Origin of the sequence: Mycobacterium sp. (assembly GCF_035570115.1) — a bacterium.
Lineage (GTDB): Bacteria > Actinomycetota > Actinomycetes > Mycobacteriales > Mycobacteriaceae > Mycobacterium.
On the sequence record NZ_DATMLH010000208.1, the window covers coordinates 13,699 to 32,871 of the forward strand.

The 19,173-nt window shown below is 64.6% G+C and carries 20 protein-coding genes and 1 pseudogene; 10 read left to right on the forward strand and 11 right to left on the reverse strand.

Translation table 11 applies throughout. The features are described from left to right. Window positions 1-28: 28 nt before the first annotated feature. Genes VNW74_RS18735 through VNW74_RS18745 form a run of 3 tightly spaced genes read left to right on the forward strand, consistent with a single transcriptional unit; the run spans window position 29 to window position 1,790 of the window. Entirely contained in the window at window positions 29-487 is a 459-nt protein-coding gene (locus VNW74_RS18735) for a cupredoxin domain-containing protein (RefSeq protein WP_414686720.1), read from the forward strand. Continuing rightward, window positions 484-1,413 carry a metallophosphoesterase family protein gene (locus VNW74_RS18740; RefSeq protein WP_325679492.1) on the forward strand — a complete coding sequence of 310 codons (930 nt, stop codon included), beginning with the start codon at window positions 484-486 and terminating at the stop codon, window positions 1,411-1,413. The genes VNW74_RS18735 and VNW74_RS18740 overlap by 4 nt, the downstream gene beginning before the upstream one ends. Then, entirely contained in the window at window positions 1,410-1,790 is a 381-nt protein-coding gene (locus VNW74_RS18745) for a hypothetical protein (protein WP_325679494.1), read from the forward strand. The genes VNW74_RS18740 and VNW74_RS18745 overlap by 4 nt, the downstream gene beginning before the upstream one ends. A 146-nt stretch (window positions 1,791-1,936) precedes the next feature. On the opposite strand, the gene VNW74_RS18750 is transcribed toward VNW74_RS18745, so the two are convergent. Genes VNW74_RS18750 through VNW74_RS18760 form a run of 3 tightly spaced genes read right to left on the reverse strand, consistent with a single transcriptional unit; the run spans window position 1,937 to window position 5,075 of the window. Next, a complete protein-coding gene (locus tag VNW74_RS18750) occupies window positions 1,937-2,308 on the reverse strand; it encodes a DUF732 domain-containing protein (RefSeq protein WP_325679496.1) in 372 nt (123 codons plus the stop codon). Window positions 2,309-2,351: 43 nt separating this feature from the next. Next, window positions 2,352-3,770: a PPE family protein gene (locus VNW74_RS18755; RefSeq protein ID WP_325679498.1), complete on the reverse strand. Its 1,419-nt coding sequence runs from the start codon at window positions 3,768-3,770 to the stop codon at window positions 2,352-2,354. A 12-nt stretch (window positions 3,771-3,782) separates the two neighbouring features. Continuing rightward, complete coding sequence (locus VNW74_RS18760; protein WP_414686722.1) at window positions 3,783-5,075, reverse strand: PPE family protein; 1,293 nt, start codon at window positions 5,073-5,075, stop codon at window positions 3,783-3,785. Window positions 5,076-5,714: 639 nt separating this feature from the next. Here VNW74_RS18760 and VNW74_RS18765 point away from each other — a divergent pair. From VNW74_RS18765 to VNW74_RS18780, 4 genes and pseudogenes are all read left to right on the forward strand, one after another. Further along, on the forward strand, window positions 5,715-6,014 hold the full coding sequence (locus tag VNW74_RS18765) for a PE family protein (protein WP_325679502.1): 300 nt from the start codon (window positions 5,715-5,717) through the stop codon (window positions 6,012-6,014). Between the two features lie 23 nt (window positions 6,015-6,037). Then, window positions 6,038-7,273, forward strand: coding sequence for a hypothetical protein (locus VNW74_RS18770; RefSeq protein ID WP_325679504.1), 1,236 nt, complete (start codon window positions 6,038-6,040; stop codon window positions 7,271-7,273). Continuing rightward, window positions 7,274-7,522 (forward strand): annotated as a pseudogene (locus tag VNW74_RS18775) (metallophosphoesterase); the annotation flags it as partial. Continuing rightward, window positions 7,519-7,857 (forward strand): hypothetical protein, encoded by a 339-nt coding sequence (locus VNW74_RS18780; RefSeq protein WP_325679506.1) that lies wholly within the window; start codon window positions 7,519-7,521, stop codon window positions 7,855-7,857. The pseudogene VNW74_RS18775 and the gene VNW74_RS18780, both read left to right, overlap by 4 nt. Window positions 7,858-8,232: 375 nt before the next feature. On the opposite strand, the gene VNW74_RS18785 is transcribed toward VNW74_RS18780, so the two are convergent. Together VNW74_RS18785 and VNW74_RS18790 are read right to left on the reverse strand one after the other, a co-directional pair. Beyond that, the gene (locus VNW74_RS18785) at window positions 8,233-9,540 is read right to left on the reverse strand and encodes an adenylate/guanylate cyclase domain-containing protein (RefSeq protein WP_325679530.1); all 1,308 of its coding nucleotides are present in this window, start codon (window positions 9,538-9,540) and stop codon (window positions 8,233-8,235) included. Further along, window positions 9,530-10,147 (reverse strand): TetR/AcrR family transcriptional regulator, encoded by a 618-nt coding sequence (locus VNW74_RS18790; protein WP_325679508.1) that lies wholly within the window; start codon window positions 10,145-10,147, stop codon window positions 9,530-9,532. Before VNW74_RS18790 ends, VNW74_RS18785 begins: the two co-directional genes overlap by 11 nt. Window positions 10,148-10,183: 36 nt before the next feature. On the opposite strand from VNW74_RS18790, the gene VNW74_RS18795 reads away from it, so the two are divergent. The 3 genes from VNW74_RS18795 (at window position 10,184) to VNW74_RS18805 (ending at window position 13,148) form a co-directional block, all read left to right on the forward strand. Then, the gene (locus VNW74_RS18795) at window positions 10,184-10,753 is read left to right on the forward strand and encodes a peroxiredoxin-like family protein (protein ID WP_414686721.1); all 570 of its coding nucleotides are present in this window, start codon (window positions 10,184-10,186) and stop codon (window positions 10,751-10,753) included. Window positions 10,754-10,757: 4 nt separating this feature from the next. After that, entirely contained in the window at window positions 10,758-11,627 is an 870-nt protein-coding gene (locus VNW74_RS18800) for an alpha/beta fold hydrolase (protein ID WP_325679511.1), read from the forward strand. A 117-nt stretch (window positions 11,628-11,744) separates the two neighbouring features. Beyond that, window positions 11,745-13,148, forward strand: coding sequence for an HNH endonuclease signature motif containing protein (locus VNW74_RS18805; RefSeq protein ID WP_325679512.1), 1,404 nt, complete (start codon window positions 11,745-11,747; stop codon window positions 13,146-13,148). Here VNW74_RS18805 and rfbC read toward each other — a convergent pair. The 6 genes from rfbC to VNW74_RS18835 all read right to left on the reverse strand — a co-directional run. Then, window positions 13,145-13,747 (reverse strand): dTDP-4-dehydrorhamnose 3,5-epimerase, encoded by a 603-nt coding sequence (gene rfbC / locus VNW74_RS18810; protein ID WP_325679513.1) that lies wholly within the window; start codon window positions 13,745-13,747, stop codon window positions 13,145-13,147. The genes VNW74_RS18805 and rfbC overlap by 4 nt on opposite strands. A 1-nt stretch (window position 13,748) precedes the next feature. Next, complete coding sequence (gene rfbB, locus VNW74_RS18815; protein WP_325679515.1) at window positions 13,749-14,744, reverse strand: dTDP-glucose 4,6-dehydratase; 996 nt, start codon at window positions 14,742-14,744, stop codon at window positions 13,749-13,751. Window positions 14,745-14,770: 26 nt separating this feature from the next. Continuing rightward, window positions 14,771-15,637 carry an LLM class F420-dependent oxidoreductase gene (locus VNW74_RS18820; protein WP_325679517.1) on the reverse strand — a complete coding sequence of 289 codons (867 nt, stop codon included), beginning with the start codon at window positions 15,635-15,637 and terminating at the stop codon, window positions 14,771-14,773. A gap of 20 nt (window positions 15,638-15,657) precedes the next feature. Continuing rightward, window positions 15,658-16,518 carry an LLM class F420-dependent oxidoreductase gene (locus VNW74_RS18825; RefSeq protein ID WP_325679520.1) on the reverse strand — a complete coding sequence of 287 codons (861 nt, stop codon included), beginning with the start codon at window positions 16,516-16,518 and terminating at the stop codon, window positions 15,658-15,660. A 28-nt stretch (window positions 16,519-16,546) separates the two neighbouring features. Next, on the reverse strand, window positions 16,547-18,055 hold the full coding sequence (locus VNW74_RS18830; protein ID WP_325679522.1) for an ATP-binding protein: 1,509 nt from the start codon (window positions 18,053-18,055) through the stop codon (window positions 16,547-16,549). Continuing rightward, on the reverse strand, window positions 18,052-19,173 hold a 1,122-nt coding region (locus VNW74_RS18835), incomplete at its 5' end, for an NAD(P)/FAD-dependent oxidoreductase (RefSeq protein WP_325679524.1). The genes VNW74_RS18830 and VNW74_RS18835, both read right to left, overlap by 4 nt.

Genomic DNA, 19,173 nt, shown 5'->3' on the forward strand with positions numbered 1-19,173 from the left:
TTCTACCCAACGATGGAGGTGCATCGCTGTGCCCGAACGTGTGGTTCTGCTGGCCGCTGCGCTGGCGGTAGTGCTGCTGGCCGGATGCTCATCGCCGCCATCGGGGACTTCTCCGTCGGCGACCCTGGCCACGGTCAGCGGGGCCACGCCGGGAATGCCCGGCATGAGCGGCATGCCGTCGATGTCGGGCCCTGCCGGCCCTACGACCTCGGCGACCGGATCGGCGGCGCCGGTTGCCGGCGACGCGGTCAGCATCGACAACTTCGCCTTCGTGCCCGCGACGCTGACGGTTCGCGTGGGAAGTACGGTCACCTGGACCAACCACGATGAAGAACCCCACACGATCGCGGCGAGTGATGGGTCGTTTCACTCACCCGGAATGGGCTCGCAGGCCACGTACTCCCACACGTTCCCGACCGCGGGCAGGTTCGACTACGTCTGCTCGATCCACCCGTTCATGCACGCCACCGTGGTTGTGACGCAATGACCGAGGCCCCGCACACGATGAGCCGCCGCCAGCTCATCCGGCACAGCGCATGGTTCGGCGCGGCCGTCGGCCTGGCGGTGGTCGGCGGTGAAGTCATCTCCCACGTTGCCGGCACCGCGGACGCCGCGCGGGTTCAAGGTCGGCCCACCCTGCGATTCGCGCAAGTCAGCGACAGCCACATCGGCTTTTCCGGCAAGGCCAATCCGAATGTCGCCGGCTCGTTCGATCAGGCGATCGATCGGATCAACAGCCTTGGCTACGTACCCGACTTTGTCATTCACACCGGTGACCTCACCCACCTGTCCACCCCCGAGCAGTTCGATCAGGTCAAGCAGATGCTGACCGGCCTCCGCACGCCGCACGTCTTCACCGTGCCCGGCGAGCACGACTCCGTCGACGACGCGGGCCAGAAATACCGAAGCGTGTTCGGCGCCGGAACCCGCGGCGACGGCTGGTACAGCTTCGACATCGCCGGCGTGCATGTTATCGCGCTGGTGAACACGCTCAATTTGAAGAAACTTGGGCACCTGGGCACCGAGCAGCTGGACTTTATTGCCAAAGATGTCGCGCCGCTGCCCAGTGACACACCGATCATCGTGTTCAGTCACATCCCGCTGTTCGCGATGTATCCGGATTGGGGCTGGGGTACCGAGGATGCCGCCCAGGCGCTGAGCCATTTACGCCGCTTCTCATCGGTGACCTGCCTCAACGGCCATGTCCACCAGGTCTTTTCCAAGACCGAAGGCAACGTCACGTTCTACAGCGGAACCACGACCGCATATCCGCTGCCACACCCAGGTGATGGCCCGGCGCCCAAGCCGGTCACCATGCCGGCCGGTAAATTGCACGACGCGCTGGGCATCCGCGAGGTCGGCTACACCCGAGGCCAAAACGCTCTCGCATTGAAAGAGCGGACACTGCAATGACATTCGCCGGGGTTATCACACGAATCGGTATCGCCGTGGCGCTGGCCGTCAGCGGGATCAGCCATGCCTATCTCTATATCCATGGCTACCGGCACATTCCGATGATCGGCACTGCCTTCGTGGCGCAGGCCAGTGTCTCGTTCGCCGTCGCGGCGTTGATCCTGGTTGGCGGTCCGGCGTGGCTGCGGTGGGTCGCGGCGATGCTGGCCGGCGGCTCGCTGGTCGCGTTCGTGTTGTCACGCACCGTCGGGCTTTTCGGGTTTTCCGAGCAAGGATGGCAGCCGTCGCCGCACGCGGTTGTCGACCTGGTCGCTGAGCTGCTGATCGTCGGGCTGTGGGCGGCCTACCTGGCCGAGGGTCGGCGCGCTCGCGGGTGACCTTCTTTGTGCCGCACGGGGTCTCACCGTTGTGCTCCGAAATCGGATACCCGCGAAAGCCGAAATCAAACCGCCGGCTGCATAGCGACAGCCTCGGTCGCCCAGCGGCGCGCCGCTCGTCGCGCCATCTTCGAGGCGACTGAGAGCTAGTCGCCGCTTTTAGAGCCGCCCTTGCCGCCAGGTTCTACGCTGTCGTCGAGTTGTTGCGGGCAGTACGATTTCGCCGAGATTGTCGCGAACTGGGCAGCGCCGTTTTCATTAAGAGAGGGGTTAGTTTCCTGCAGGTGCTTGAGCAGGTGCAGACCGGACATGCCGTTGTGGATGCATGCGCATACCGCTTGGCCGGCGCTGATGGCCTGGTTCGGGTCGCTGTAGCCGATACCTACCTTCTGCAGGTCAGATAGGAAAACGCCGTTATTCTCATTGCTGGGCGGCTCGTCGACGCCGGGGTCGGCCTGCGCCGGCACTCCGAAGACGACTCCCATCGATACGCCGAGAACAGCTAACAGCGGTTTCATTGGTCCTCCCTCAAGGTGTCGCATCATCGTGTTTCTTGTCTCGCTATCCCAATTTGGATTCGGGCTTTGCGGCGGTGGCCGCTGGGACCGAAGCCTTCTCGTCGGCGGATACGTGTACCGCGTGGATGCCGGGTTTCGTTGACAGCCGCGAGACCAGATCGTCGAGCCCGGCTTCATCGACAGTCCAGTGCTGAACCTGGTCAGGCTGCTCCTGCAGTTGTGCAATGACTTTGTCGAGCTTGACTGGCGCTTTGCTGCGTTCACCGGGGGGCGTCACTCGGGCCCGGACGCCGGTTGAGCTGACGACGCGGGCGGCCGGGCTGCCCAGTGCACCTCCGGTCAAACTGCCCAGCGTCCCTTGGTTGAACAGGCCCATCGGGATGTCTGTCGCCGGAGCCGCAGCAAGACTGGTGCTGGGTAACGCGGTGGAGGTAAGCCTGATCGCTGGGGTCGCACCTGCCCAGCTCGGCGGCACCGACAACTTTCCCACCGTCTGCGCGCTGCTCAGAGTCGCCGATGCGGCCCTGGCCCCAATGCCCGGGGCGAGATGCCCGGGCGAGGACAGCCCGCCGTTGAGCGACCCCAACCCAATCCCGTGGCTCCACGGCTGGTAGACGAAGAAGTTCTTCCACTGCGAAATGCCAAGGCTGGTCGTGCTGTTGACCACGTTGGTCCAAGTGGCCTGGCTGCCCACTCCCGAAATCATCGAGTACAGGTTCGTCCACGTCGTGGACAGATAAGAACCGCCCGGGAGGACGTTCACCAAGTCGGTGAAGAAGTTGGTGTAGTCGGTGTTGAACTGGCCGACGTCGGTCAGAAATGAGTTGAAGTCGGTCTCCACCTGTCCGATGATCGTTTCGAGACCGGTTGACCCGGACGTCGTGCTCGCGGCCGCGACGGCGGCCGACTGGGTGGCTAGCCCGCTGTCGTTCGTGGTGGACAGCGGCTCCGTGAACGAGCCCAACCCACTGGTGGCCGCCGAGGACGAGCCGGCGTAACCGAACAACGCGGCGACGTCTTGAGCCCAGAACTGGCCGTACTCAGCTTCGGTAGCCGCGATCGCCGACGTGTTCTGCCCAAAGACGTTGGTCTGCAACAACGATGCCAGCTGAACGCGGTTCGCCGTGACCTCTTCCGGCGGCACCGTGGCCGCCAGCGCGGTCTCGTAGGCGCTGGCCGCGGCCCGGGCCTGGCCGGCGGTCTGCTCGGCCTGGACCGCCGTGGTCGACAACCACGATACGTACGGCGCGGCCGCCGCCGCCGCGGCCGCCGATGACGGACCTTCCCACGACCCGGCGGTCAGCCCGGAAATCACCGATTGGAAGTCGGAGGCGGTCGACTGCAACTCGCCCGCCAGACCCTCCCAGGCCGATGCCGCGGCCTGCAAAGACCCCGTGCCCGGGCCCGAGTAGATCTTGGCGGAGATGACCTCCGGCGGCTGCGCTGCGAAATCGAAAACCATTGCCAACCTTCCCTATTCCGCGCTCGGCGGTATCACGATGATGGTGGCGCTGGTGGCGATATCGTCGGCCGCCACGGCACCGGGCACCCGGTAGGCCTGACCCGCGGCACGGGTGGCGGTCCCGCCGATAGCGCGTCCGGCCAGACTCGCCAGGGCCATCTCGCCGAACATGCCGTTCTGGGCAACCGCGGCCATCTCGGGAGCTGCGTCCGCCGCGGTCGCCTCCATCTCGGCCGCAACCGTCCTGACTGCGGGGACCGCCGAGGCCCAGTTGTTCGGCACCGATAGCGCTCCGATCGTGCCGGCACGGGCCAACGACGCCGACACCGCACCCGCCGGCTCGAACGAGCCGGAAAGCAGGCCGCTGTGCAGCAGTGGTGACAAGGCTCCGACGATGGGCTTGGGGTTGAGCAAGGGGCCGATACCTTGGATGCCGACACCCAGGTTCGGGATGCTGATACTGACCTGCCACCAGTTCTTGAGCAGGCTCCCGAGTCCGATCAGGGACCACGGCCCGGCGGCGTAGGTGCTGACGGTGCTGCTAAAGGTTGTGATTGCTTTCTCGATATCCGCAATCCCCCCCGTGGCCCACGTTGGCAGCGTGATGGTCGTCCCCAGCTCGCTGATCAGCTCAGTCTCGATAGTTGAGAAGTCGGTCGAATAGCTCGCGAGCTGGGTGTCCAAACTGGTCAGTTCGGTGTTCAGCTCGGTCAGGAACGACTCGATACCGGTGCTGGTCGAGTTGGCGGCCGCAGCCGACTGGGTGGCCTGCCCGCTGTCGTTCGTGGTGGCTGGCGGTGCGCTGAACGAAGTCAGCTGGCTCGCGGCCGTCGCCGCGCCGGCGTAGCCGTACATCGCGACAGCGTCTTGGGCCCAAAACTCGGCGTACGTCGCCTCGTTGGCGGCGATCGCCGGGGTGTTCTGGCCTAGCAGGTTGGTCGCGACGAGCAGCGCCAGCGTCGCGCGGTTGGCCGCAATCACCGGCGGCGGTATCGAGGCCGCGAAGGCGGCCTCATAGGCACCCGCAGCAGCCTGGGCTTGGGATGCCGTCTGCTCGGCCTGCGCTGCGGTGCTGCTCAGCCACGCTGTGTAGGGCGCCGCCGCATCCGCCGCAGCCACCGAAGAGGGCCCCTGCCAGCCTGAGCTGGTCAGCTCGGTAATCGTAGATGCGTAAGACGCCGCGGTGGTCTGCAATTCACTCGCTAACGCGTCCCAGGCAGTCGCGGCGGCCAGCAGTGGCGCCGACCCCGGCCCCGAGTAGATCCGGCCGGAATTGACCTCCGGCGGTAGCGCTCCGAAATCCAACATCCGTTTTCCTCGCTACGTCGTGAACGGCCCTTGGTGCCGCGCTGAGCGGCGAAGCATCGAGAAACTTCCGTCAGCTGCTGGCGCTTGGGTGCGAATTGGCTGGCAGCCGGCTGGATCTTTCTGCGGTTCGGACATTAGCCAGATCAGCCGAAACCAGCGCTGGGCCAACTGCCCGAAACCGCGCCGGCGACGGCCCTCGGACGGGGTTCGCCGGCTCGGTTCGTGCGTCCACGAATTAGGCGTTTACCTGGCGGAATCCCAACGCTGAAAGCGTCCAACAGACCGGACGCGGATAGTGAACGGGTGGTGTCGCCGATTAAAAATCGTGGTATAAAAAATTCGAGCCGCCCGGGCGCCGAGCCAGCCGACGTTTATCCGCGCCACGATTCTTACTCGCGACGTCGCCGTCGAGCGGCATGCGGGGCTTCCGGTTTCCCGGTTGTTTCAGCAGGCCACAAGGGTTTTGTTGCCAGCACTAGAACACCTGCGGCCAGATCCAGTCGTCCGGTCGCAATTGCCGGGCAACGGCGTGGACGTGCGCGTTGTTTGGCGCGGGTGGCCTACAGTCGTTTCTCACAAGCGACGATCGTTTACTCTCCGTTCACTCGGGGAGTTCGCACTTGAGGAGACATAGCTATGTCATTCGTCACCACGCAGCCCGAAGCGCTGAATTCGGCGGCCACCGCGCTGGGCGGGATCGGCTCGTCGCTGAACGCCCAAAACGCCGCTGTCGCTGCCCCGACAACCGGGGTGGCCCCAGCTGCAGCCGACGAGGTGTCGGCGCTGACTGCCGCCCAGTTTGCCGCGCACGCGCAGCTGTATCAGGCCGTCGCCGCGCAGGCCGCAGCGATCCACGAGCAGTTCGTGAACACGCTCGCGACCAGCTCCGCGTCGTACGCGGCGACCGAGGCCGCTAACGCCGCCGCCGCGGGCTAACTAAACGAATCTCTCTCCGATCAGTGCCGGGACCGGTATCGCACGCAGAGGCCGCCCTTGGCGAAGCCGAGCGTTTGATGCGGGATGGAGATTTTGAGTTAGCAGTCGAGGTCCTCCAGGACGTCGTCGAGCGAGGGCCAACTCTTGAAGCGGTATGCATGCTCGCTTCTTCGTATCTGGAACTCGGAGAACAGGACAGCGCACTTCGCTACGCCTCGGCCGCGGTGGAAATGGAACCCTCTTCGGCGCCAGCCAGAGATCTACGCGCGAAGGTGGATCTGGCTTTGCGGGACTACGCGGCCGCATTGTCAGATTTCGGCGCTCTCGCCGCCCTTTGTCGCGAACAGCGTCCTATACCGCCCGAAAAATTCTCCGTTCCAGCACATTTCGCCTTGCATAACGTTGAACAACTCGAGCACATTCTGGCCATCGGAAATTACGACGAGCAAGCGTTCGCCGGAATTTTCACTGAAGAGCTTCCTGGTCTACGTCGCCGCCTCGCCGACGTTATCGCCGGAGCACATGGCAAAGCACCTTGGGTGTCCGTACATGGGAGAAGCAGTCGGATTCTCGCCGACCCCCCGTACGTGCGGGCTTCAGAGGAGAAGCTGCCACGATACTTGAACACCGGCGTCGATTACCGTGCGATACAACAAGCCGTCGTGACCGGCGGACAGAAGGTACAGGTCATCGATGATTTTCTAACCCCAGACGCGTTAGACCAACTGCAAAAATTCTGCTTGGAATCCACGGTGTGGCGTCACCCGTATAAGTTCGGCTATGTCGTCGCCTTTCCTCAAGACGGATTCGCAAGCGTTTCGCTGTTCGCTATAGCAGAAGAACTCCTCGCAGCACTCGGCGAAGCGTTTGGTGGATATCAACTGGCGCAATGGTGGGGATTCGCGTACGACGCCCAGCTGCCGGGAACTGATATTCACGGTGACGATGCCGACTTCTCTTTGAACGTATGGATCACCCCCGATTCCGCGAATCTTGATCCTAGTAGGGGCGGTCTTGTCGTTTGGGACAAGACGGCACCGAGTGATTGGACCTTCGACGACTACAACTCCGGCGGGGACCGGGTCAGGCAGTTCCTCCAGGATCACAACGCTGAATCGACCGTCGTCCCCTATCGCGTGAACCGTGCAGTTCTCTTCGAAGGACACCTCTTTCATCGAACTGACGACTTTGCGTTCGCACCCGGATTCGCTAATCGACGACGCAGTGTGACCCTGTTATTTCGACGGTCCAAACGGTAGGTCCGAGTCTTCTCGTCGCTGACCTGCCTCAACGGCCATGTCCACCAGGTGTTTTCCAAGACCGAAGGCAATGTCACGTTCTATAGCGGAACCACGACGGCCTATCCGCTGCCTCACCCCGGCGACGGCCCGGCGCCCAAGCCGGTCACCCTGCCGACCGGCAAATTGCATGACGCGCTGGGCGTCCGCGAGGTCGGCTACACCCGAGGCCAAAACGTACTCGCGTTGAAAGAGCGGACACTGCAATGACGTTCGCCGGGGTGATCACACGAATCGGTATCACCGTGGCGCTGGCCGTCAGCGGGATCAGCCATGCCTATCTCTATATCCATGGCCACCGGCACATTCCGACGACCGGCACTGCCTTCGTGGCGCAGGCCAGTGTCTCGTTCGCTGTTGCGGCGCTGATCCTGGTAGGCGGGCCGGCGTGGCTGCGGTGGGTCGCGGCGATGCTGGCCGGCGGCTCGCTGGTTCGCATTCGTGTTGTCACGCACCGTCGGGCTGTGGGCGGCCTACCTGGCCGAGGGTCGGCGCGCTCGCGGGTGAGAATCGATTCTTTCTGGGGAATTGTGGCTACGCGTTGACGCCGGTGCATACTCTCTGCACAGAAGTGTGAAACAAAGGAGTGGGGCGCATGATCTTCCGTGCGACTCTCGTCGCGGCAAGTATCACCACGGCTGCGATTAGCTCGGCGTCACTGGCCAGCGCGGGACCGGGGTGTACGGATGGCCACTGCGCTCTGGCCCCCGTCGCACACAGCCCGTCGTATCAGGACGGCTATAAGAGCGAGCACGATTTTTACTCGATTCCAAGGAATAGCACATTCCTCAAGAACGAGATGCAACAGGGCGGCTATGACACCGGCGTGGTCTGCCGACTAGAGATGAGTGGAGGGCCCCAACCCCCCAATGCGGCCGACTGGATGAGCGGCTGCATAGACGCCTTGCACGATCTGGGATTCAAGCCCTAAGTGCCTTCCCGGCGACGGCCCGTTGTTGACCCGCGGTGCCCGGCTCGTGCTGATCGTTTCGGCCGACCAAGTACCAGGTGTGCATGACGCCTTTGCCTTTGACGTCGACATCACCGCGTTCCTCGAACACGAAGCGATCACCGAGTCGCTGATAAACCGGTTGCGTCACTTGAATACGCCCAATAGCAGCCGTGGATTCCATCCGGGATGCGACATTGACGGCGTCGCCCCACACGTCGTAGAAGAAGCGCTGCGATCCGACCACGCCGGCGACCAGGGGTCCGCTCGCCAAACCGATCCGCAGCGGCACCGCGCGTCCGCGCGAATCGGTCAGTCCGGCAACGGCTTCCGCGATGTCGAGGGCGAGGTCGGCGAGTGCTTCGAGATGATCCGGACGTGGTTGTGGGACGCCGCTGACCACCATGTATGCATCGCCGCTGGTTTTGATCTTCTCCAAACCGTGCCGGGTTACCAGCGCATCCAGGCTGGTGTAAAGGCCGTCGAGGAAGGCGACCAATTCCTCCGGTGCGGTGTCGCTGGCCCGCTCGGTGTAACCGGCGATGTCTGCGAAAAGTATTGAGGCGTCATCGAATTTGTCGGCAATCACCGAGCGCGAGCCGTCTTTGAGGCGTTCGGCGATGGTGGCCGGCAGGATGTTGGCCAGCAGCGCTTCGGATCGCGCGTATTCCTGCTCCATCGCCTCCTCGGCGCTGGCGATCTGGCGTAGCCCGTACCAGACGATCGCGACTGCCAGTACGCCCGCCGAGATGGCGTTGATGATGAATCCCACGGTGATGAACCACGCGGGCTCTGCGCCGGTGTTGCTCGGGACGGTGAATTCGAGTGCGATGACCAGACTTATACCGATGGCAGCCGCTGTGATGGCCAGACCGATGCGCTCGATGCCAAGCACCATGACCGCTGCTACGGCTGCGATCAGAAAGTAGAACTGCACACCGGTGCCAGTGCCTAAGTGCCAGCACAGGAAGGTCGTCGCGGCGTAGGCCACCGTGATGAACGCTAGCGGCGCGATGAGCTCGCCAAATCGGTACAACATCGGGATGACGGCGAAGAGCGCGGCGGTGCCAAGGTTGACAAATCCGAGGTACCCGAAGCTCTGACTGAAGATCAACTGCATGATGCCGAAGCCCGCCGTGACAGCGCCCGCAATCACGGCCGCCACGCTGAGCAAACGCTGGCGTTGCATATTGGCTCCGTCGTAATGCCGATTGCGGGCTACCTCGCAACCGACTTCGCGGAGCGAGTTTGCCAGCACCGCCTGCGCCTTAATGCCCACCGTCACCCAGCAATCCCCGCAGCCCGTCGAGTAGCGTGATCGCGTCGGCGGCGTCGCCGGCCCGTCCACGGGCCTGGACGCCCAGCACCCCGGCGCGCAGGGCGTCGGCAAGATATTCGGGCGCCGACGGCGGCAGTTCCCCGGCGTCGGCGGCGCGCTGCAGCGCCGCGGTCAGGCCTCGGCGCAGTCGGTGCATGTGCCGCTCGGTGAGGGTCTTGATGCGCGGGTCGCCGTTGATCGGATTCTGCATTGTGTTCCACACCAGACATCCGGCGTTGCACATCGGGCCCTCGAACTGCGCTTGGAGGTGGTCGAAAAACGCGTGCACGTCCGCCACCCCCCGGCGCCCATGCTCCAGCGGGGCGAACATTTCGTCGAGACATGCCAGATATTGCGCCAACGCCGCCTCGAGGATGTCGGCTTTGGTCCCAAAAGATCGGTACAGCGTCGACGACGACAGCCCGGTGGCGGCGAGCATCTCTTCCTGGGTGGCAGCGTCATAGCCCTTGCTCCACAGCAGCCAGAGCAGTGCGGCGAGCGCGCTGTCGCGATCGAATTGCGCGGGGCGTCCGGGGCGGCGAACGCCGGCGAAGGGAGTGCTTGACATTTGAAGTGAGTCTACTCAATACTCCAGATTCAGGGTATGGAGTTGCTCAACTCAATAACGGAGGATGCTGTGCTGAACACGGGTGACAAGGTCAAGGCGCGGAAGCTGACAACGATCGAGGGCGGCGATGTTGCGCTGCCAGCCGCCGATGGACTCGTCCACCTTCAATTTCGACGGTTCGCCGGCTGCCCGATCTGCAGCTTGCACATGCACGAGGTGGCTGCTCGGCACGACGAAATCAGCAAGGCCGGCGTCGCCGAGGTCGTGGTTTTCCACTCGTCTGCCGACCGGCTTCGTCGCTACGTGGCCGACCTGCCGTTCGCCGTGGTGGCCGATCCCGATCGCAAGCTTTACGACGAGTTCGGCGTGCACAACTCGATACGCGGGATGCTGAACCGAAACGTGGCCCGTGCCGTCGGCCGAGGCATTCGCCAGACGCGATCAGCGCGATCGCTCGCCGGCGGCCTGGGACCCACCGAGAACCACCTGGGCATGCCCGCCGATTTCCTCATCGCCCCCGACGGCGCCGTCGTTGCACGCAAGTACGGCGAGCACGCCGACGATCAGTGGTCGGTGGACGAACTCCTCCGGCTGGCGACTGTGTGACGCCGTGACGTCGCGACTGCTGGAGCGGCACCGCGCATCTGGGCACGTGTTCACCGCCGGCGGCATCGGTTCATTCGTGCTCGACGAGGGCCCACGCGACGGCGAAGCGGTGGTGTGCGTGCACGGGGTGCCCGCCTCGGCCTACCTCTACCGCAGAGTGGTGCCCGCGCTGGCGGCTCGGGGATTGCGTGGCATCGCGGTCGATTTTCCCGGGCTGGGTCTTGCCGAGCGGCCCGCGGACGCCGACTACTCCTGGACCGGTCTGGGCCGCTGGCTTGGATCCGCGATCGACGCGTTGGAGCTGGACCGCTTCCACTTGGTGGTGCACGATATCGGCGGTCCGATCGGCCTCGAGGTCGCCGCCGCCGATCCGCACCGTGTTCGGTCCCTGACGATCCTCAACACGACCATTGCCGTCGAGTCCTTTCACCGGCCATGGGTGATGGAGCCCTTCGCGCATCGAGTGCTGGGTGAGGCATGGCTGAGTTGCGTACGGCTGCCGGGTATTTTCGTGGGATTGATGCGTGCCGTGGGTGTGACTCGACGGGTACCGACCGCCGAAATCGCTTGCTATGTACCGCTGTTGCTCGGTGATGACGGCGGCCGCGCTTTCCTGCGGATCATGCGCGGCTTCGAGGCGACCGCCGACAAACAACGCCACTATTTGCCCGCGTTGCGCAGCAGGCCGTATCCCGCGCAGGTCGTGTGGGGGGTGCGCGACCGCATGCTGACGTGGCGCCGCTACGGCGTACAAGCGCAACTTGCGGCGGGGCTCGATGACGCGGTGCTGCTGCCGGGCAAGCACTTCGTCCAAGAGGATTGCCCCGAGCAGATCGCCGACGCCGTTGACCAGCTTGCGAGGGCAGCGCGCTGATGTTGGTGACCGGGGCCGGCGGGTTCCTGGGCAAGGTGGTGTGTGCCGAATTGCTCGTGCGGGGTTGAGGGATGAACCCGCCATATCTCGTCGGACCCCTGTGGCATAGTCGAATGTATGTTCGAGCAAGCCTCGCCAGTGGTGGCGCGGTTGCGTGCGGCATCGCGGGCGGAGAGCCAAGCGGCCGGACAGCGGCTGGCTGCGATCGGCGAGCTGGACCTGTTGTGGCTGCGTCGGTTCGGCGAGCGGGAGACCTGGTGCACCGACAGCCACGACGCGATCACCGCGGAGGTGGCCGCGGCGTTGGGCATCACGCAAGCGCGTGCAGCCAGCTATTTGGAATACGCGCGGGCGATGCGGTTGCGGCTGCCGGGGGTAGGTGCGCTGCTGGTCGCGGGTGACATCGACTATCGGATGTTTCAGACCATCGTGTATCGCACCGATTTGATCACAGACCCCGAGGTGATGGCCGCCGTCGATGCCGAGTTGGCAAGCAGGGCGCCGCGGTGGCCGGCGCTGACGCAGGGTCGGCTGGGCGCCCAGGTGGATCGGATCGTGGCGCGCGCCGACCGTGACGCGGTGCGCCGCCGCCGGGAACGCCAGGCCGACCGGGAACTGTCGATCTTCGACCACAGTGATGGGTTGACCGAGGTGTTCGGCCGGCTTTTTTGCACCGACGCCCGGGCGCTAGATCAGCGCCTGGATGCGTTGGCCGCCACGGTGTGTGCCGATGATCCGCGTACGCGCGATCAGCGCCGCGCCGATGCCGTGGGAGCGTTAGCCGTGGGTGCCGATCGGCTTGCCTGTCGCTGCGCACGGCCCGACTGCCCGGCCGGCACGACCCCGGTCCCCAGTCCGGTGGTGATTCATGTGGTCGCCAGCCTGGATGGCAGTGCGCCGGCGCCGGGTTCGATGATCGGCGCCGATGCGCTCATCCCCGCCGAACTCGTCGCCGATCTGGCGAAGTCGGCCAAGCTGGCCCCGCTGGTACATCCGGCCGATTCGGCGCCCGAAGCCGGCTACACGCCCTCGCAGGCTCTGGCGGACTTTGTCCGCTGCCGGGATTTGACGTGCCGCTTCCCCGGCTGTGATCGACCGGCAATCGACTGCGATATCGACCACGCCGTCCCGTACGCCGACGGCGGCCCGACGCATGCCTCTAACCTCAAATGCCTTTGCCGGCTGCATCATTTGATCAAGACATTCTGGGACTGGTCCGATCAACAACTGCCCGACGGCACATTGATCTGGAGGTCGCCGTCCGGGCAGACCTACATCACCACCCCCGGCAGTGCGCTGCTGTTCCCCAATCTCTGCAGACCCACTGGCACACTCGAGCCGGTCCCCGACCGGCCGCGCTGTGCTGAGCGCTCCGCGAAGATGCCCCAACGGCGACGCACCCGCGCCCAAGACCGGGCCAACTACATCAACAGCCAACGCCGACACAACCGCCAAGCACGCCAAGTCGCATCCTGCGGCCCCGCACCCCCCGCCGCCGACGACGAGCCGCCGCCCTTCTAGGTGTCAGGTAAGCCGTCGATGAATGCTTGGGTCTCGTCCCAACTCGGCAGCAGGCCGGTGGCGCGGAGTTCTTCCAGGGTTGGTGCGGCCGCGTCGCGGTCGGATAACACCAATTTGTGCTTGGTTGGCCAGTCGATTGCCAGGGCAGGGTCGGTGGCGGCGACGGTGTGTTCGCGTTGCGGGTTGTATTCAGCCGAGCACAGGTACATCACCGTCGAATTGTCTTGCAGCGCAATGAAACCATGCGCCAGACCTTCGGAGAGGTACACCGATCTGCGGTCACGGTCGTCGAGCAGCACCGAGTCCCACTTGCCGAACGTCGGGGAGCCGACCCGGATGTCGACGACGACGTCGAACACCGACCCGGAAAGGCAGGTCACATATTTGGCCTGGCTGGGTGGCAGCTGGGCGAAGTGCAGGCCACGCAGCACACCGGCCGCCGATACCGAACAGTTGGCCTGCCGTACATCGAGCCGGTGACCGGCGAAGCTGGTGAACCCTCGATCGGTCAGCCACTCGAAGAACAGTCCACGCGTATCGGCATGCAGCTGCGGGGTGATCTCCCACGCGCCTGCGATGTCGAGTTGGCGGATCTGCATGTTATTGACCTCGCTGGGTGTAGCTGGCTTCGACGGCCGCTTTCAGCGGGCCCCACCAGGATTCGTTGTCCCGATACCAGTCGATGGTCGCGCGTAGACCCTCGGTGAAATCGATGTGCTTGGGCGCCCAGCCTAATTCGGTGCAAAGCGCAGTGGGATCGATCGCATACCGCAGGTCGTGGCCAGCCCGGTCAACGACATAGTCGAAGTCGTCGCGATCGCGGCCCATCAGCTCCAGTAGCGTCTGCAACACCGACAGGTTGTCACGCTCGCCCTCGGCGCCGATCAGATAGGTTCGGCCGGCTTGACCGCGCTCAAGAATGCACCGCACCGCATCGTTGTGGTCATCGACATGGATCCAATCCCGGACATTGGCTCCTTTGCCGTACAGCTTGGGCCGCCGCCCGGTCAACACATTGGTGATCTGGCGCGGAATGAATTTCTCCACATGCTGATAGGGCCCATAGTTGTTCGAGCAGTTCGAAATCGTCGCCCGCACGCCATAGGAGTGCACCCAGGCCCGCACCAGCATGTCGGAGGCGGCTTTGGTCGACGAGTACGGACTCGACGGGTTGTAGGGCGTGGACTCGGTGAACCGCTGCGCATCATCAAGCGCCAGATCCCCATAGACCTCATCGGTAGACACATGATGCAGCCGCACCCCATGCCGGCGCACCGCCTCCAACACCGTGAACGTCCCGATTACATTGGCCCGCAAAAACGGCGCCGGATCAGCCAGCGAGTTATCAACATGCGTCTCGGCCGCGAAATGCACCACCGCATCGCATTCGGCCACCAATCGGGAAACCACCTCAGCGTCGGCGACATCCCCCCGCACCAACCTGATGTCACCCTCCACCGCAGCCAACGACTCGCGGCTGCCCGAATACGTCAGGGCATCCAACACCGTCACCACATCGTCCGGATGCTCACGCACGGTGCTATGCACAAAATTGGCGCCGATAAAACCGGCACCACCCGTCACCAACAACCGCATCGGCAAACCCTAGCTGAGCGGCGTGATCAGCTCGTGGGCGTCAGCCCCAGTGGCCCAGCCAGTTCGCTCAGTGCGGGCAGCAGTGTGTCGTCGGTCCAGCCGCCCAGCACTTGGATCGCCACGTGATCGGCGCCGGCCTCCAGATGCTCGTTGAGACGCTGCACGATGGCCTCGGGGGTGCCGTAGGCCACCAACGCGTCGATCAGCCGGTCGCTGCCGGGCCTGCGCACGTCGTCTTCGCTGAAGCCGAGTCGTCGCCAGTTGTTCACGTAGTTGCTCAGGCCCAGGTAGTGGTCGACGGTCTCGCGCCCAATCCGGCGGGCCTCGTCGGCGTCGTTGGTCAGCACCACCTTGTGCTCCGGTGCTAAGAACACCGAGTTGCCCATCTCTTCGCGGGCCTTGGCCGTGTGTTGCGGCGTGGTCAGATACGGATGTGCGCCCGCGCTGCGCTCGGCGGCCAGTTTCAGCACCTTGGGACCCAGCGCAGCAAGAGCCCGACGACTGGTCGGCACCATGTCGGAGTCGAGTTCGTCGAGGTAGCCGACCAGCGCGTCGTAGGGCTTGATGTACTCTTCGGTGTGCTCGCGGTGGCCTACCCCGATGCCCAGCAAAAATCTTCCCGGATGGGCGCTTTCGATGCGCTTGTAGGACTGGGCGACCGCCGGCGCCGGTGCGGACCAGATATTGACGATGCCGGTGGCCAGCTGCAGCGAATTAGTCTGCGCCAGAGCCGGATCCACCCAGTCCAGTTCCGCGTCCGGCGATCCACCGATCCATGCAGCGCCATAACCGAGCTGTTCGATTTGCGCGGCCAGCTCAGGTTTGATCGAGCGGAAAGCCAGCCACACGCCGAACCGGCCCAGGTCAGGTTTCAGTGATGCTGCGTCGCTCATCTAGGTCCCCCTCTGCTTCCTCATGACTGATTCAATCCAAGCGGTCCCGCCAATTCGGCCAGCGCGGAAACGAGGTTTTCATCCTTCGTCAGCACCTGAACGGCCACGTGGTCGGCGCCGGCGTCGAGGTGCTCATTCAGGCGCGCGGCGATCGCGTCCGTTGTGCCGTAGGCAACCAGGGCATCGACGAGGCGGTCACTGCCGGGGCGCGTGATGTCGTCGTCGGTGAACCCCAGCCGCCGCCAGTTGTTGAGGTAGTTGGCAAGGTTGAAGTAGATATCGAGCGCCCTACGGCCGACGGTGCGAGCCTTGTCCGCATCGGTGGTCAGCACCACCTTGTGCTCGGGTGCCAGAAACGCCGACGGGCCGATTAATTCCCGGGCCTGCGCCGTGTGTTGCGGAGTGGTCAGGTAGGGATGCGCTCCGGCGCTGCGCTGCGCCGAAAGCTTCAGCACCCGCGGGCCCAGGGCGGCAACCACTCGACGCTCGGCGGGTACACCGTAATCGTCGAGGCGGTCGAGGTACTCGACCAGCGCGTCGTAGGGCTTGCGGTATTCGCTGACCGCCTCGGGGTGCCCGACTCCGATACCCAGCAGGAACCGGCCAGGGTAGGCCTTGTCGATGCGGTGAAAAGACTCGGCGACCGGCTTGGCCGCCGCCGACCAGATGTTGACGATCCCGGTGGCGACCTGCAGCGTGGTCGTCGCTTCGAGAATGGGCTCGACCCAGGCCAGCTCCGCCGGTGGCGAGCCGCCTACCCAGACAGCCCCGTAACCCAGGGCTTCGATGTCTTTGGCCTGCTGCGGGGTGACGCCGCGGCCGAACGTTCCGAACCGACCAAGGTTGGGGCGACTCGTGGAACCAGCTTGAGTATCAGTCATGGTGTCTCCAACCGGTCGCGTGATGTCGCTATTCCGTCAGTTCCGCATCCAGATCGGGATCCGCCAAATCCTCAACGCGCGGTTTTTCCAGCGGCAGCAACACGATGAAGCGGGTATTGCCCGGCACAGACTCCACGCGCAAATCCCCGCGATGTTTCTTTACGACGATGTTCCACGCCAAATCCAGCCCGAGGCCGGTGCCCTCGCCGACCGGTTTGGTGGTGAAGAAGGGCTCGAAGATGTGCTCGCGCGCCTCAGCGGGGATACCGGGCCCGGTGTCGCAGATCTCGATGCGGGCCAGCTTCTCGCCTTCCCTACCAGTGCGGACGGTCAGTGTGCCGCCCTTCTCGCGCATCGCCGCCAGCGCGTTGTCGATGATGTTGGTCCAGACCTGGTTGAGATCGCCTGGAAAGCAAGGGATTTCGGGAAGCGATTGGTCGAATTCCTTGACCACTGTGATCGCGCCGGCATTCTTGCCGTTGTCTTTGGTCAATCGGTCGGCGAACATCACCAGCGTGCTGCGCAGCAGTTCGTGCACATTGGTCACGTCGAACGCGGCCCGGTCCATCCGAGAATATTGCTTGGCGTCGGCGACCAACGCCGAAATCCGCTTGCTCGCTTCCGAAATCTGATTCATCAGAAGCTCGCTTTCGATGGTGTAGCTGATCCAGCGGACCGCCTCCTCCACCGATGCCGAAGCATCCAATTCCTCGGCGGTTGCGGCGATCCGCTCCAGCCAGTCGGTGTCGACGCCGCCTTCGACGAGTGTCGGTGCGATGTCCCAGCCGCCGTCGATGTCGTGGTCCTCCAGCCACTCGCCGACGGCGTCCTCGCGGTCGGCGGATTCGAGCGCGGTCAGGTGCTGGGACGCCGATTTGGCGACCTGCTCGGCGACTGCCTCCTGCAGCCGCACCAATGCGTTCAGCGTTTCAGCGCTGACGGTGCCGTCGGCGAGCATCACCAGTTTCCCGCGCATGCGGGAGATCCGGCCGCGCAGCTCGTCGGCGGCCCGTGCGATGGCCGCAGCGGGATTGTTCAGCTGATGGGTCAGCCCGGCCGACAACCGGCCCAGCGCGAGCAGCTTCTCCCGGTTGTCGATGATCCGGCGGGTCCGGTCGGTGCCCACGGCGATCCCGTCGAGCAGGTGAACCGCCATTGGGAATTGGTCCTTCATGAACTTGGCGAACACCGGGGCGTCCATGACGAAGAACCGCGACGGCTTGGTCACGTGCACCGATGCGTCGTAGAGCTTTTGGTTCCCGCCGGTGAACGCCCGCCAGGCACCGCAATACACGCCGCGCTGTGATGTCCGGTTCGTCTCGATGGCCTGGCCGCCGGAGAGCTTCGACATCGCCAGCTCGCCCTCGATCAGCACATAGAAGCAGGTCGCCGGATCGCCCTCGACGATGATCGGTCCCGGCTGGACTTCCTGGATATGGCCGTTGACGCACAGGGTCTCGAGCTGCTCGTCAGAGAGCTTCTCGAACAGGAACAGGGTGCGCAATTCGTCTGCGTCGCAGGGGAGCCGGGCAGTCATGACTCCGCCAGGTAACGGTGGACCAGCATCACGGCCATCGATCCTTCCCCCACCGCGGCCGCAACCCGTTTGGCGGAGTCGGCGCGCACATCGCCGGCGATGAACACGCCCGGCACGCTGGTTTCCAAGTGGTGCGGCGGACGATCCAACGTCCAGCCAACCACGTTGCGCAGATCCGGGCCGGTGAGGATGAAGCCGCGGTCGTCGCGGGCGACTACTCCGTCCAGCCAATCGGTGCGCGGCGCGGCGCCGATGAAGATGAACATCCGGCCGCAGGTGACGTCCTCGGTGACGCCGGTCCGGTTGTCGATCAGGGTCACCTTCTCCAGGTGGTCGGTTCCGTTGGCGCAGTGGACTTCGGTGCAGGTGCGCACAGTGATGTTGGGTCGCTGTTCTATCTGCTGGATCAGGTAAAACGACATCGACGCCGCCAACGACGGGGCACGCACGACGATGGTCACCGATTTAGCCTCGCGGGACAGATACATCGCGGCCTGGCCGGCCGAGTTGGCTCCGCCGATCACGTAGATCTCTTCGTCTTTGCATTCCGCTGCGATGGAGACGGCCGCTCCGTAGTGGACGCCGCGGCCGGTGAGCTCTGCGCAGCCGGACGCCGCCAGCTGGCGATAGGAGACGCCGGTAGCCAGGATGATCGCGTGCGCGTCGACGGAGCCGCCGTCGGCGAATCGCACGGTGCGCTTGGAACCGTTCACCTCCAGCGCGGTGGCGGCGCGGGCGGTGATGAGTTCGGCACCGAACTTTTCGGCCTGTCTGCGTGCCCGGTCCGCCAACTGACCGCCTGACACCCCGTCCGGAAAGCCCAGATAGTTCTCGATCCGCGAGCTCTGACCGGCCTGACCGCCCGTCGCGGTGCGTTCGATGAGCACCGTGCGCAGACCCTCGGACGCGCCGTACACGGCGGCGGCCAAGCCCGCGGGCCCGCCGCCGACCACGATCAGGTCGTAGAAATCCTGCGACGGCGTCGTGGTCAGGCCCAACGTGTCCGCCAGTTCGGCATCGGTGGGTTCGACGAGCGGTTCGCCGCGTTCGGTCACGACGACCGGCAGCCGCAGGCCGTCCTCGCCGGCCGCGTGTAGCAGCCGCTCGCCGGCGGGCTC

What these genes read in the sequence shown, in the direction of transcription:
- VNW74_RS18825 (WP_325679520.1), bottom strand. Translation starts at nt 16,518, where the DNA reads ATGACTGATACTCAAGCTGGTTCCACGAGTCGCCCCAACCTTGGTCGG.
- VNW74_RS18750 (WP_325679496.1), bottom strand. Translation starts at nt 2,308, where the DNA reads ATGAAACCGCTGTTAGCTGTTCTCGGCGTATCGATGGGAGTCGTCTTC.
- VNW74_RS18790 (WP_325679508.1), bottom strand. Translation starts at nt 10,147, where the DNA reads ATGTCAAGCACTCCCTTCGCCGGCGTTCGCCGCCCCGGACGCCCCGCG.
- VNW74_RS18765 (WP_325679502.1), top strand. Translation starts at nt 5,715, where the DNA reads ATGTCATTCGTCACCACGCAGCCCGAAGCGCTGAATTCGGCGGCCACC.
- VNW74_RS18830 (WP_325679522.1), bottom strand. Translation starts at nt 18,055, where the DNA reads ATGACTGCCCGGCTCCCCTGCGACGCAGACGAATTGCGCACCCTGTTC.
- VNW74_RS18755 (WP_325679498.1), bottom strand. Translation starts at nt 3,770, where the DNA reads ATGGTTTTCGATTTCGCAGCGCAGCCGCCGGAGGTCATCTCCGCCAAG.
- VNW74_RS18805 (WP_325679512.1), top strand. Translation starts at nt 11,745, where the DNA reads ATGTTCGAGCAAGCCTCGCCAGTGGTGGCGCGGTTGCGTGCGGCATCG.
- VNW74_RS18740 (WP_325679492.1), top strand. Translation starts at nt 484, where the DNA reads ATGACCGAGGCCCCGCACACGATGAGCCGCCGCCAGCTCATCCGGCAC.
- rfbC (WP_325679513.1), bottom strand. Translation starts at nt 13,747, where the DNA reads ATGCAGATCCGCCAACTCGACATCGCAGGCGCGTGGGAGATCACCCCG.
- VNW74_RS18745 (WP_325679494.1), top strand. Translation starts at nt 1,410, where the DNA reads ATGACATTCGCCGGGGTTATCACACGAATCGGTATCGCCGTGGCGCTG.
- VNW74_RS18780 (WP_325679506.1), top strand. Translation starts at nt 7,519, where the DNA reads ATGACGTTCGCCGGGGTGATCACACGAATCGGTATCACCGTGGCGCTG.
- VNW74_RS18795 (WP_414686721.1), top strand. Translation starts at nt 10,184, where the DNA reads ATGGAGTTGCTCAACTCAATAACGGAGGATGCTGTGCTGAACACGGGT.
- rfbB (WP_325679515.1), bottom strand. Translation starts at nt 14,744, where the DNA reads ATGCGGTTGTTGGTGACGGGTGGTGCCGGTTTTATCGGCGCCAATTTT.
- VNW74_RS18820 (WP_325679517.1), bottom strand. Translation starts at nt 15,637, where the DNA reads ATGAGCGACGCAGCATCACTGAAACCTGACCTGGGCCGGTTCGGCGTG.